The following is a 13,442-nucleotide window of genomic DNA, read 5'->3' as shown; positions in this document are numbered from 1 at the left end:
ATACCATGAAAATTGTTTCGCTTCACCAAGGAAATTTTAGTCTTACTAGCCAAAAAAAGTTCAAATCCGTGGAAACCACAATCAACAGTACAAAACGACCCGTTTTAGGAGTACAGCCATTTTTAATAAAAACTCCGCGCGACCTAATATTATTAGATACCGGTTTAGCTGATCAGCCCCTACCTAAAGATATTAAATCACTTTTACAGCAACATCAATTACAAACACAACAAGTGACAAAGGTACTAATTTCACATCTGCATAAAGACCACGCCGGTGGAATAGGCGAGGTTGAAGGTCAGTCGTTTAAAGAAAATTTCCCTAACGCAAAAATTTACATTCAAGAACGAGAATATAAATTTGCCATGTCACAAGTACAAAATCCATCTTACGATATTGAACAACTTCAGCATTTTAAAACACTTCCAAACATCGTTTGGCTTCAAGACGATCTCGGAATAATCGACCCCAATATTACATTTGAAGTAACCAAAGGCCATACGCCATATCATCAAGTATTTTGGATAAAAGGCCAGCATCAAACCATTTTTTTTGGAGCCGATGAATTGCCAAAAAAATCCTATTTCAATCGTTCCATTGCATACAAAACTGACTATGATGGCATTATTGGCAAGCAACTTCGCAATCAATGGAAACAGCAGGCCAATAATGAAAATTGGATTATTTTATACTACCACGATAGCCAAAATTAATATTTATATTAAGTAAAAATCATTTACTTACATTACTTCAAATTTCTAGAAAACCTTTACCTATTCACTTTATTAATTTAGCTTGAATGACACCATAAAAATTGAATCAATTTTTTCAAAATCCCCTTTATTGGCTTAATTTTACCCAAAATTACATTGCATGAAAAAATTCGCCATTGAAATTAAATGGGCTATCAGATATACTTTTTGTTACATCGCCTACACATTTGCCGAAAAAGGTATGGGACTTTATGATCAAAATATCAATATTTACTGGAAATATTCGGCATTATTTTACGTATTAGCTATATTTTTATTCGTAGTAGCCATCAAAGACAAAAAAATCCACTATTTTAAAAACCAAATGGACTGGAAACAAGGCACCACCAGCGGTTTATACCTTAGTTTGTTCATCGCCATCTTAATGCCAATCGCACAAGTCATCATTCACAAAGCCATTGCGCCAGAATTTTTAGAAAACATGGTCAAAATGATCGTGCAAAAAAACAATATTACGTTAGAAAGTGCTCAAAAAGTTTACAATTTGGAAAGTCAAATCTACCAAAGCATCTTTTTTACACTTTCCTTTGGTATCACAATATCCGCTATCATTTCATCGTTTTTAAAAACAAAAACTACCAAAGCATGAAAACAAAAATCTTAGCCATAATCGCCATTTTGTGCGTATTAATCTCTTGCGTCAGTGCCAAATCCACCCTCAAAAACGTAGATGAAAACGCACCCGAACCAACCCTTACCTCTGAAGGATATTTCTTACTTTCGAAAAAAACAACCGATAAAAAATACGGCTATCACAAAGACCATCCCATCAATGTTTTTTACAAAAATGCCAAAGACGAAGCAATCAACATCAACCGATTTCTCGATGCCTTAACCGGACCAAACGGCGAAAAAATTGCTTACAAAAAACTCGAAAATTGCTGTCCGTTTCCCACCACAAGAACCGAAATGGGAGCCGGATTACTCGACCTTTACGAAATTTCATATCCCGGAATTTCCCAACCCGTGCAACTCTATTTCAATAATTACAGCAAAGGCCATCTCTACATTCCGGTAGGATTTTCCGCAAAATAAAAATTTTTTGGGCGTGTCCCTTCGGGTCAGGCTGTACGCTACAACACCTCATAAAAAAACGGCAATTTCTAATTGGCCTCAAAGAGCTTCCGCTGGTCGCTTTTGAGCCCAAAGAAATGTGCCGTTTTTTTATTTCGGTCGTTTCCGCTTCCATCCTTCACGCGGAAGATTATGCTTCGGTCTAATTCGTCCTTGATTTCGCTGATAGTATTACCCCAAAAACCCCATCCCCAGAAAATCCCAAAAAATATCCTTAAATTTGCGCTTCAAAAAATCAACACCATGAATTTAGATAATATAAAAAAAATAAAACATACCGATAGCGGAAATTTTTTCCTTTTGGCGGGACCTTGTGCCATTGAAGGCGAAGAAATGGCGTTGAGAATTGCAGAAGAATTGGTGAAAACGACCGACAAGCTGCAAATTCCTTACGTTTTTAAAGGGTCGTTTAAAAAAGCCAACCGCTCAAGAATTGACAGTTTTTCAGGAATTGGTGACGAAAAAGCGCTTAAAATTCTCCGCAAAGTTTCCGAAACTTTTCACGTTCCAACCATTACGGATATTCATACTAACGAAGACGCTGCAATGGCTGCCGAATACGTAGATGTGTTGCAAATTCCGGCTTTTTTAGTAAGACAAACTGATTTAGTTGTAGCAGCTGCAAATACCGGAAGAACCGTCAATCTTAAAAAAGGACAATTTATGAGTCCGGAAAGTATGAAACACGCCGTGCAAAAAGTCATCGATTGCAACAATGAAAATGTGATGGTTACTGATCGTGGCACCATGTTTGGCTACCAAGATATGATTGTAGATTATCGCGGAATTCCTACCATGAAAAATTTTGCGACCACAGTTTTAGATGTAACACATTCTTTACAACAACCTAATCAAACGACTGGCGTTACTGGCGGAAGACCTGAGATGATTGAAACAATTGCCAAAGCCGGAATTGCAGTTGGCGTTGATGGAATTTTTATCGAAACACATTTTGATCCTGCAAATGCCAAAAGTGACGGTGCAAATATGCTGAATATCAAGTATTTTGAAGATTTGATGACAAAATTAGTCGCCATAAGAAAAACGATTAACAATTTTTAACAGACCTCCCCGGAAATTTTTTCGGGGATTTTTTTTGCGATTCCAAAAAGTTTACATTACTTTGTGTTTCAAAGTTCTTTTTATGAAAAACAATCAATACCTAAATGACATTGCCGAAATTAAAAATATGATGAACAAATCATCGCGTTTTATTTCATTAAGTGGGTTGTCTGGAGTTTTAGCCGGAATTTATGCCTTGATTGGCGCAATTTTAGCGTATCAATCTTTATATAAATCTGCGGACTTTAGTATACCTCAAAATATAGTTCTAACCGAAAATCAGATTTTTAGGGTAATAGGCATTGCAGCCGTGATTGTGGTATTTTCGGTTGTAACTGCAATTTCACTTTCAGCTAAAAAGGCGAGGAGGGAAGGAGAAAAAATTTGGGATGCATCATCGAAAAGGTTGATAATTAATTTTACGATTCCGTTATTAACTGGCGGCATTTTGATTTTATATTTAATTGAAAAAGAAATGTGGAGTTTAGTCGTGCCACTCATGCTCGTTTTTTACGGTTTGGCATGTGTTAACGCCAGTAAATACACGCTTGGAGACGTTCGTTATCTTGGAATTACAGTAATTTTGTTAGGATTAGTTAGTCTTTGGTTCGTCAATTATGGTTTGATTTTTTGGGCAATTGGTTTCGGTTTGGGCAATATTTTCTACGGTTTGCTCATGTATTTCAAGTACGAAAGAACAGCCGTAAACCAATAGGATTTTACTATTTATTTTTTTAAATTTACTCCACTTGAAACACATTATCCAAAATATCAACAAAGCTTTTGATCATAGAATTCGACTCGGAATTATGTCGGTTTTGATGGTCAATGAATCGGCTGATTTTAATATGTTGAAAGAACTTTTGGGGGTTACAGATGGTAATCTCGCCAGTCATACCAAAGCTTTGGAAGCTGAAAAGTATATTGTGGTAGAAAAACAATTTATTGGTAAAAGACCCAATACGAAATATTTGGCCACCAAAGAAGGTAGGAAAGCATTTACAGCTCACATTGAAGCGTTGGAAAAACTCATTGGAAAAAGCTAAAAAAATTTTTGTCTAAAAACTTTGAAATACAAAGTACTTTTAATTATAAATTATGAAAGATATTTTAATTGAAAAATTGTACGAAATAAGTAGCAAACCGTATGCGAAATATTGCAAACGAAACCTGCCTTGGTCGATTAATAAAGACCAAATGCTACAAATGGACCAAGAAAGTTTGGGTTTTAAATTAGGCTATTTTTTAGTAAAAAATGGTTTTGAAATCCAACCAAAATTAGAAGATCATGATGTTTTTCATGTGCTAACTAAAACAGGAACTTCTGTTTACGAAGAAATCGGAATGCAATTCTATTTGTTGGGCAATGGTAAACGAAGTTTGTATTTATTTTTGGTTATCATCACCGGAATTCTTTTTTATCCGGCAAAATTCAAGTATTTCAACCAGCAATATCTTCGAGGGAAACAATCGTTTCCAATTCACAACGTTGCATTTTTAGAGTTGCTCGAAAAACCTTTGGACATGGTGCGAAATGATTTTAATATCAAATAAAAAATAAATTTGACAAAGGCATATTTTCAATTATTTTTTAGGTTGTAATTCCCGAACTACAATATATTGGTCTTGTTCCATTTTCCAAGCCTCGCCAGAAACAGTAATGGTTTCACCAATTGATACTTCTCGAAATTGCTTTGGATCCGTAAGATTTGGGATGCTGATGGTAGCAAAATAAGTTTGGCTATTTTCTGCAAAAATCGATGCTGTATAACCATCTTTTCCGCGGTTAATTTCGGCAACGATTCCTGTAACCGAAACAATAGTTTTCTCTGGCTCATTTTCAGAATGTCCTCCAGTAACAACTACTTCGTCTTTAATTTCCGGTGATTTTTTGGCATTGCAACCAGCCATAAAAATCACCACTAACATTAAAATAATATTTTTCATAAGATTTTTCTTATTAGCCAAGAATGCCCAAATGATTTTAGAAAAATTCGTGTATTCGTGGTATTATTTTTCTAAACAAAAAACTAAACTTTTCCGTCAGCATAATCCTGAAGATACGCAAAACGAGGCGTCAACTTTCCGTTTTCAGTGATTTTGGCACGTTGCAAAATGCCATCTTTGTCATTATTAAAAAATGCGGGAATTACATGTTCTAAAAACATTTCGCCAAAACCTTCACTCGCATCTTTTGGCAATTCGCAAGGCAAATTATCAACAGACATCACGGTTATCGCAGCTGGATGAAAGTAATCTACTTCTTTGTGTTCGCCAGGATGATAGCCAAAAATCGGATCGGCAATTGTTGACGCTTTTAAAGTACAAGCAATCGGTCCATTAACGTCGCAAGAAATATCTGCCACAACTTTTATTTTATTGTCAGCCGCATTTAACATTTCACGCGATAAAATTACCGGAGCTCCATTTCCATAAAAATGTCCTGCTATATAAATATCAGAAACTTTTGTAAAACGTGCAAAATCAGACTGATAGTTTTGTGGGTTTTGGTAAAAATCTTCTCTGGAGAACTCTTTTCCTTCCGTATGTTTGTTGTAATCTGCAACATCAATTTGGGTGTAAACAGGTTGTGAGTATTTTTTTTGAAGAAAATTTTCAACATCCACACGTTTTACCTTCATCGCATCGAGGATTTCTACAATACCGTTCCCTACTTTTCCATTTCCGGTCACCACAATTTTAATGGGTGGAATGGTAATTCTTCGCAAACGAGCTACCAAGTCTTCTTTGCCGTTTAGTGTTTCGGCTTTAGGTAAATTGAATAACTCAAATTTTATTCCGAAAGCACGAATTCCGTTGTAAGCGCCAACGATTCCGGCATATCTTCCAAAGCCAATCAAGCGCTTATTGGTTTCATCCACTATGGTTTCGTGGTCAAAAAGTTCAATATTTTTGTCCAAAATGGCACGAAGCAACTTTTGATTGTAAGGTTGTTTTTTAATGGTATGTGAAAAGAAAAAATATTTTTTGTTAGGCAAAAGTGCGTCAACCGGAATTTCTTTCACCCCAAAAAGAACATCGCAATCTGATAAATCAGTTGTTACCGGAAATCCTTTTTGTTTATAATCTTCATCAGAAAATACTCGAATGTCAGAGGATTCAACAACAATTTCTGCTTGGGGAAACTGTGATTTTAATGTCGCTAAAGCTTCTGGGCTAAAAACAACGCGTCTGTCTGGAGGATTTTTTCTTTCTTTTACAATGCCGAATTTCATAATTTTTTGAAGATTTTAATGTGGTATAAGCTGATTTCTATCAAAAAAAACTGCTTTAAAGTAATTTGTTCCAAATTTAACTTTTACAAAAGGGTTATGCAAATGATAGCGGGATTTATTTTTTTAATTTTTTTTAGGTGATGTTACTCTTTTGGAAAACAATTGATTAGGATTTTTTTTGGTTGCCATATACTAAATCATGTTTTTAAACGGTTAAAATAGAAGCATGAAGTATGCAAGAATTTTTATATTTGCTTTTCAACTACCGCCATTAAAAATGAATTTTTACAAAAATATAGCCCCAATTGTTCTTGCGGGAACATTACTATTTACCGCTTGCAAAGAAAAAAATAAAGAACTCGCATCACACGAAGTCGCGGAAATTTTCAACCCTGAAATCATCAATCCTTATAGCGCAAAAACTAAAAAGTTATCCGATAATTATTTAAGTGAAAAACGCGCAAAAATTCAAGAGTTTTACGATAAAAACTGGCCAAATGAAACCTTAAACGGCGGTTTTATTGTGGCTAAAAACGGCGAAATAATTTTTGAAAAATACAATGGCAAAGCTAATTTTAAAACTGGTGAGGAAATAAAACCCAACACGGCTTTGCACATCGCTTCGGTTTCGAAAGTGTTGACTGCTGCAGTGGTTTTAAAACTTGTTGACCGCGAAAAATTAACGCTCGAAACTACCGTTCAAGAAATTTTGCCAAGTTTTCCTTACGAAGAAATTACGGTGAAGATGCTGTTGAATCACAGAAGTGGTTTACCTAATTATGCTTATTTTGCTGATGATAGAAAAATTTGGGACAGAAGTAAAATGCTCAAAAATCAGGATATTTTAGATTTGATGGCAAAGCATAGATTTAACCTCTACTTTTTGCCCGACCGAAAATTTGGTTATTGCAATACCAATTATGCGATTTTGGCTTTAATCATTGAAAAAATAACCGGAAAAAGTTATCCGGAAGTGATGCAGGAGATGGTTTTTGTGCCATTAGATATGAAAGATACTTTTGTGTACGATCACGAGCGGGATAAGGAAACGGCAAGTCAATCGTACAAGGGAAATAAAGTGTTGTACGAGACGAATCATTTAGACGATGTTTATGGCGATAAAAATATTTACAGTACGCCACGCGATTTAATGAAGTTTGATTTGGCTACGTATTCTGGGAAATATTTAAATGAGGTTTTGATGAGCGAAGTTTTTAAAGGCTATAGTTACGAGTCGAAAGGAACGCGTAATTACGGTTTGGGAATTCGGTTGTTGGAGTGGGATACAGGCGAAGAATTATTTTACCATAACGGCTGGTGGCACGGCAATACTTCGAGTTATGTGAAGTTGAAAAATGACACGGTGACGATGATTGCTTTAAGTAACAAATTTTCTTACAAGCCGTATAAAATTTTGAAATTGTCGCCTATTTTTGGGAAATATCCTATAAAGTCTAATGAAGGGGATAGTGCTGATTAAAAAAGGTGTATCTTTGTGGCACGGATTTTGCGTGAGCGGTTGTAGCGAAAATCCTTTTTTTGGGCTTTTTCTGCCCGAAAAAAGATTGTAGCGGAAGACGCGACGGTGCAAAAATGCGATCAGCTTTTTTTGCAGCGGCACGCCCAAATGAAAAAAAGTTCTTTTATATTATGGGGTCGACTGGTTTTGACAGCAAGTCGAATTGAAAAGTAAGCACGTCGAGAACGGAAACATATCTCGTAAATCCATGTTTCGCACTTTTATACGGCGAGAATAACTACGCTTTAGCTGCTTAATCCGAATTATAGTACGATTTGCCTAGTTCCTACAAGGTAGGAAAGCTGGATTCCTCTTGAAAGCCTTGGTTTGTGGCGTTCTGTTTAGGGGAACCGTAAAAATAAACCTAGAAACGGTAAGGCTTCGGAACCGTTTTGACACTTTAGAAGATAGGCGTTTGGTAGCGGTTTTCGGCTTAGCCAAACGATGAAAATTGAATCGGAAACTAAACGTGTAGAAAGCTTTTTAGTTGCTTGTTTGGACGGGAGTTCGACTCTCCCCGACTCCACAGAACAACCGTAATTATTTGTTTTACAAATGGTTACGGTTTTTTTATTGGTTTTTTTTAAGCATTTTTGGATGTAAAGTTTTTTCGTTTTTATCGTTCGGTTTATATGCTTATTTTTGTTCGAAATTATTTTATCATGTATAGTTTTTACGGCACGTGGCCTTGGTATATCTCGGGTTTTTTGATTGGAGTGGTCATGTTATCTCTTATTTATTTTGGAAAAACTTTTGGGATGTCGTCTAATCTCAGAACGCTTTGCAGCATTGGTGGCGCGGGAAAATTTTCGGATTTTTTTAGATTTGATTGGAAATCACAACGGTGGAATCTGGTGGTGGTTTTGGGTGCGATGGTTGGCGGATTTATTGCGGTTCATTTTTTAAGTGACGGTTCGGGTGTTCAATTAAATCCGGGTACTTTAGTAAAATTACAGGAAATGAACGTTGATCTTCCTGATGGAAAATTGTTACCGGAAAAATTTACTACAATCGAAAATGTATTTACACCCAAAATATTTTTATTTATGATTCTTGGTGGTTTTTTGGTAGGATTTGGTTCACGTTATGCAGGTGGATGTACTTCGGGTCACGCAATTACGGGCTTGAGTAATTTGCAATTACCCTCGTTGATAGCTGTAATAGGATTTTTCGTGGGTGGACTTTTTGCAGCTCATTTTTTATTACCTCTAATTTTTTAAGGACAATGAAGTTTATAAAATATTTATTGGTTGGAATTATTTTCGGAATTGTTTTAACTAAATCTGAAGCGGTTTCTTGGTACCGAATTTATGAAATGTTTCAGTTTCAATCGATCCATATGTATGGGATTATTACCACTGCAATTATAACTGGAGTGATTGGGATTCAGCTTTTTAAAAGAAATCAGGTGAAAGACGTTGATGGAACACTAATTAATATTCCTGATAAGGACAAAGGTTTTAAAAACTACTTGATTGGCGGAACGATTTTTGGGTTAGGATGGGGGATGATTGGCACGTGTCCTGGACCAATTTTTATATTAATTGGTGCTGGATTTTATGCTGTGGGCATTATTTTTTTAGGAGCGCTCGCCGGAACTTTTTGCTACGGATTGATTAAAGATAAATTACCTCAATAACGATAAAAAAACAGCCGCAGAAATTTCTGCGGCTGTTTCACTAACAACAAACTTCAAACTAAATTTAGTTAGAATATACTCTTACATAATCTACCACAAACTGCTGTGGAAAGATAGAATCGTCAACGGCTGGACCGCCAAAATTGCCACCTACGGCAACATTTAAAATAAAATAAAAAGGTTGGTCAAAAGGCCAATTGTTCTCGGTTTTGTTTTCGGGATTGTAAGTATAGACAAGTTTGTCATCTACATAAAAATCCATTTTTTCTGTTGTCCAATTTACCCCGTAAGTATGAAATCCTTTTTCAATTTTTTCAATTTTGGTTTTTTTGGAACTTGCGTTATCGCCGTGATGGTCTTGCATGTGTAAAGTGGTATAAACCTGCGAAGGTTCTTTTCCAACGTATTCTAAAATGTCTATTTCTCCGGATTTTGGCCAACCGACTTCTTTGATATTAGAACCCAACATCCAAAATGCCGGCCAAATTCCGGAACCCGTTGGAAGTTTCGCACGCGTTTCCATATAACCGTATTTGAATTCTTTTTTGCCGGCTGTGGTGATGCGGGTTGAGGTGTATTTTTCGCCCTCTTTTTTTGCTGTAATATACAGTTTTCCGCCTTTGAGTTGATGATTTTCTTTGGTGTAAACTTGGCGTTCGTTGTTTCCCCAGCCGCAAATATTGGGGCATCCATCGCCTAATTCGTAGTTCCAAATTTGTTCGTTTAACGTTTTTCCGGAGAAATTTTCTTCCCAAATTAATTCGCCTTTTTTTACTTGAGCAAAGGCAATAGAGGAGAAGCACAACATCCCGATGATTGTGGTGACTTTCATAATATTTTATATTTTTTTTAAAAAAAAGCCGGAAAAGGTTTAATAAATTTTCCGGCTTTTAAAAAAGTAATTTTATTGGTAAACTCTTACATAATCTACTTCCATGGTTGATTGCGTGAATGCAGGATCAATGGCTCCGCCAAAATTTCCGCCCATTGCCACGTTTAAAATCAGGAAAAAATCTAAATTAAACGGGCTCGATGCTGAATTCGTATAAGTGTGAAATGCCGGTTGATCATCTACATAAAATTTTATTGAGTCCGGACTCCATATTACTTTATAAACATGAAATTCAGAGGAAACATTACTTATAGTTGTTGAGGCTGTATTTGCTGTTCCACCAAAATTTCCTGGGTAGTGGAGTGATCCATGGATGGTGTTTTGTTGATTTCCAACATGTTCCATGATGTCAATTTCTCCACAATTTGGCCAAGGATTTGTTGCATAGTTTTGCCCTAACATCCAGATTGCTGGCCAAGTTCCACCACCAGTCGGTAATTTTGCTCTAACTTCTACTTTACCGTACGTAAACTCAAATTTGTTTTCGGTTACTAAACGAGATGATGTGAAATTAAATCCAGAAAAAGTTTCGCGTCTAGCTCTAATTTTTAGTAAACCATCTTCAACAATTACGTTTTCTGGTCTATCAGTGTAGTATTGAGATTCGTTATTTCCCCATCCATTGTTGCCATTTCCTATATTGTAACTCCATTTAGAATTGTCAGGTGCTCCAGGAATGTCAAATTCATCTTGCCATACTAGATTAGTATAGTCCACATCTGGAGTTGTTCCCCCTTGAACAGGTCTTGTGCTTACAAAAATATGATACCATGCTAAACTTGGATTGTTACCCATTACAGCTCTCACAACCATTCTATTTTCGGTGATAGAAAGAATTTCATAAGTACTTTGACCAATATAATAGCCCATAAAACCGTTGTCCGAAAATGTCATTTGGGTTCCAGTCGTTTGGTTTGGAACATTATTTTGAACAACAAATGAATCAGCTGGTTCTAGACTTACATTTTTAATTCCGGAAGAGTCGTATGTCATACACAAATCAGAACCTCCAGAAGTTCCAAAATCTCCTAAATATGCGGCATTTACAAAAGTTCTTCCTCCATTATTCAATTGGTACGAAATCATGTCATTGTTTAGGGTGAATGTAAGTTCGTTTTCGTATAAACAATCGCTATCTGGAGAGCCAGCTTTTTCCCAAGGAGCAGCGGAATAATAATTTGGATAAAAATTTGCACTACCATCACTATTATTTTGTCCTACACCTAAATGTCCAGGTTCTGACGCGGCAAAGTACCAAGTTTTAGTTGTACCACCAGTTAATAATTGTTTTGTTTCGGGATCATCGAACACACTAAAAACTGTTACTTCAGTTGTAATAGTTGATGCAACACCACCACGTCCTGATGCAATTACGGTAACTGTATAGGTATTAGTTCCATTTAAAGTGAAACGTTTTCTCAAAATTCCTGAAGGCGAATTGATGCTCGTGCCATCGCTAAAAATGTATTTGTAGCTGATTGCGTTTTCGGCTGTCGCTACGAAGTTAACGAATCCTGTTCCATCTCCATCTGGAAACTCAACGCTTTGACCTGCAATGGTAGCTTCAACAGCGAGGTTGCTTGGTGCAGTAAGGTCTCCGAAAGCTTTATCATCTTCTTGGCAGGCAAAAAAGGCTGCAAAAAATGTAAGGCAAACCGTTATTTTTAATACAATATTTTTCATAATTTTTTAGTTTGAAAGTTTAATGTCATCGAAATAATAACTTGCTCCGTTTCCTGCTACGTTGAAATCAAAGAACAACACTATTTTTACGTATTGGTTAGCAGTATTAATTCCTGTAAAGTCAAAGGTGAGTTCTTCCCAACCATTTGCAACGGAATTTACTACGGGAACTTCCACAAATTGAGAAGCATCGGCGTTTTCTAATTTCATCATCACAGTGATTCCCGATTGAGGCGACCACACTTTCATTTTTATTTTTTGCAAAACTGAAAAATCTAAAGCGTCGGGAAATGTTAGAAATGTTCCTGCCCATGTTTCGGCACCGTTTGGTTTGTTAAAAACCGCGACATTTGCACTATTATTAATCCCAGATGGATTTGGGTTTGCAACCGGACCAGCACCAGCTCCACCGAAGTTCGTAAAATTATAGTTTATTGAATTATTTTCGAATGTTACGGGAAGTTCTAAAACCGCTTCGCCTGAAGTTAACTTGATATCATCGAAATAATAGTTGGCGCCATTCCCGTTGTTTCCAAAGTCGAAAAATAAAGCGATACGTTGGTAAGCATTGTCGTTATTTACCGTTCCAAAATCGTAAACCAAAGTTTCCCAACCGTTAGCAACGGTAGTAGTTTGATCCACTTCCATGGCAATGTTGGCATCGTTTAAATTTTCGAATTTTAATTTTACAACTGCTCCAGCAACTGGTGACCAAACTTTCATTGAAATTTTTGTCATTGTAGAAAAATCTACAGGTTCGTCAAGGGCGATTGTGGTTCCACCCCAAGTTTCAGCACCGTTGTTTTTTACGTGTCTTCCCACTCTTGAAGAAGCATTAAATTCGGATGGAGCTGGATTATTTACAACTTCTGAAAAAGTTCCACCGAAATCTCCAAATGCATAATTAAGAGTGGTTGATTCGAAGTTTAAGGGTAAAATTAGTGGATTAAAAATGGTAATTTCCTCAATGATTTCAGTTGTTGCTGAACCTCCACTGTAAGCAATTAATCGTACCTGGTAAGTTCCAATGTTAGCATAAGTATGAGAAACGGTTTGTCCTTCATTGAATTGAACCGGTTCTTGATCAGGGTCTTCTCCAAAATAAATTTCGAAATAGGTTTCAAGGTTTGCCGTTGCAGAGAAATTGAGTTGAAACGGATTTCCATTTTCTGGATTTACGACCAAATCTAAATCAGTTGGTGCTAAAAATGATACAGTTAACGGTTGAGTATAAACAGTTTCTTTGCCGTTAATTCCTGTTGCTGTGATTGAAACTGTGTAATTTCCTTCTGCATAGGAATGATTGACAGTTTGTCCCGGTAGAAATATTTCGCTTTGCGGCGTTCCATCTCCAAAATCTACCTTATACTGTGTAGCACCTTCACCATTTGGACGAATGGTTACTAAGCCTGAATTGTCTTGTGTTATGGTAAATAATGCCGAGATGTTTTTAGGGGATTCTGCATTTTCTACAAACCCTAAATCGTTATTGTCGTCGCTACAGCCTATTGCAAATAGCAAAAATAGACCAATAATATATTTAAAATTTTTCATATGATTTATA

At 36.3% G+C, this 13,442-nt stretch carries 15 protein-coding genes and 1 other RNA gene; 11 read left to right on the top strand and 5 right to left on the bottom strand.

Annotated features, from left to right (window positions below):
• Positions 1-5 precede the first annotated feature (5 nt).
• From GV828_RS02745 to GV828_RS02715, 7 genes are all read left to right on the top strand, one after another.
• Complete coding sequence (locus GV828_RS02745) at positions 6-713, top strand: MBL fold metallo-hydrolase (RefSeq protein ID WP_166535932.1); 708 nt, start codon at positions 6-8, stop codon at positions 711-713.
• 160 nt (positions 714-873) lie between these two features.
• On the top strand, positions 874-1,362 hold the full coding sequence (locus GV828_RS02740) for a DUF4199 domain-containing protein (protein WP_166535931.1): 489 nt from the start codon (positions 874-876) through the stop codon (positions 1,360-1,362).
• Positions 1,359-1,808 carry a 2-dehydro-3-deoxyphosphooctonate aldolase gene (locus GV828_RS02735; RefSeq protein WP_166535930.1) on the top strand — a complete coding sequence of 150 codons (450 nt, stop codon included), beginning with the start codon at positions 1,359-1,361 and terminating at the stop codon, positions 1,806-1,808. Before GV828_RS02740 ends, GV828_RS02735 begins: the two co-directional genes overlap by 4 nt.
• Positions 1,809-2,090: 282 nt before the next feature.
• Positions 2,091-2,909, top strand: a complete 819-nt coding sequence (gene kdsA / locus GV828_RS02730; RefSeq protein ID WP_166535929.1) for a 3-deoxy-8-phosphooctulonate synthase — start codon at positions 2,091-2,093, stop codon at positions 2,907-2,909.
• A gap of 82 nt (positions 2,910-2,991) precedes the next feature.
• A complete protein-coding gene (locus tag GV828_RS02725) occupies positions 2,992-3,624 on the top strand; it encodes a hypothetical protein (RefSeq protein ID WP_166535928.1) in 633 nt (210 codons plus the stop codon).
• A 34-nt stretch (positions 3,625-3,658) separates the two neighbouring features.
• Positions 3,659-3,955 (top strand): winged helix-turn-helix domain-containing protein, encoded by a 297-nt coding sequence (locus tag GV828_RS02720; protein WP_166535927.1) that lies wholly within the window; start codon positions 3,659-3,661, stop codon positions 3,953-3,955.
• Positions 3,956-4,007: 52 nt separating this feature from the next.
• Positions 4,008-4,463, top strand: coding sequence for a Coq4 family protein (locus GV828_RS02715; RefSeq protein WP_166535926.1), 456 nt, complete (start codon positions 4,008-4,010; stop codon positions 4,461-4,463).
• Between the two features lie 30 nt (positions 4,464-4,493).
• Here GV828_RS02715 and GV828_RS02710 read toward each other — a convergent pair whose 3' ends face one another.
• A complete protein-coding gene (locus GV828_RS02710) occupies positions 4,494-4,856 on the bottom strand; it encodes a hypothetical protein (protein ID WP_166535925.1) in 363 nt (120 codons plus the stop codon).
• A gap of 83 nt (positions 4,857-4,939) precedes the next feature.
• Positions 4,940-6,145 carry an NAD(P)-dependent oxidoreductase gene (locus GV828_RS02705; protein ID WP_166535924.1) on the bottom strand — a complete coding sequence of 402 codons (1,206 nt, stop codon included), beginning with the start codon at positions 6,143-6,145 and terminating at the stop codon, positions 4,940-4,942.
• A 277-nt stretch (positions 6,146-6,422) separates the two neighbouring features.
• On the opposite strand from GV828_RS02705, the gene GV828_RS02700 reads away from it, so the two are divergent.
• From GV828_RS02700 to GV828_RS02685, 4 genes are all read left to right on the top strand, one after another.
• Complete coding sequence (locus GV828_RS02700; RefSeq protein ID WP_166535923.1) at positions 6,423-7,625, top strand: serine hydrolase domain-containing protein; 1,203 nt, start codon at positions 6,423-6,425, stop codon at positions 7,623-7,625.
• Between the two features lie 172 nt (positions 7,626-7,797).
• Positions 7,798-8,193: a transfer-messenger RNA gene (gene ssrA / locus GV828_RS02695) on the top strand.
• A gap of 133 nt (positions 8,194-8,326) precedes the next feature.
• Entirely contained in the window at positions 8,327-8,884 is a 558-nt protein-coding gene (locus GV828_RS02690) for a YeeE/YedE family protein (RefSeq protein ID WP_166535922.1), read from the top strand.
• Positions 8,885-8,889: 5 nt separating this feature from the next.
• Entirely contained in the window at positions 8,890-9,303 is a 414-nt protein-coding gene (locus GV828_RS02685) for a DUF6691 family protein (RefSeq protein WP_166535921.1), read from the top strand.
• 64 nt (positions 9,304-9,367) lie between these two features.
• On the opposite strand, the gene GV828_RS02680 is transcribed toward GV828_RS02685, so the two are convergent.
• The 3 genes from GV828_RS02680 to GV828_RS02670 form a co-directional block, all read right to left on the bottom strand.
• Positions 9,368-10,135 carry a glycoside hydrolase family 16 protein gene (locus GV828_RS02680; RefSeq protein ID WP_166535920.1) on the bottom strand — a complete coding sequence of 256 codons (768 nt, stop codon included), beginning with the start codon at positions 10,133-10,135 and terminating at the stop codon, positions 9,368-9,370.
• A gap of 72 nt (positions 10,136-10,207) precedes the next feature.
• Positions 10,208-11,878 (bottom strand): family 16 glycosylhydrolase, encoded by a 1,671-nt coding sequence (locus GV828_RS02675; protein WP_166535919.1) that lies wholly within the window; start codon positions 11,876-11,878, stop codon positions 10,208-10,210.
• A gap of 6 nt (positions 11,879-11,884) precedes the next feature.
• Positions 11,885-13,432, bottom strand: coding sequence for a PKD domain-containing protein (locus GV828_RS02670; protein WP_166535918.1), 1,548 nt, complete (start codon positions 13,430-13,432; stop codon positions 11,885-11,887).
• Positions 13,433-13,442: the final 10 nt, after the last annotated feature.

The organism is Flavobacterium ichthyis (assembly GCF_009915155.1).
In the GTDB taxonomy this organism is placed as follows: domain Bacteria; phylum Bacteroidota; class Bacteroidia; order Flavobacteriales; family Flavobacteriaceae; genus Flavobacterium; species Flavobacterium ichthyis.
Note: the sequence above shows the minus strand (reverse complement) of the source record. Positions and strands in the feature narration are given on the sequence as shown.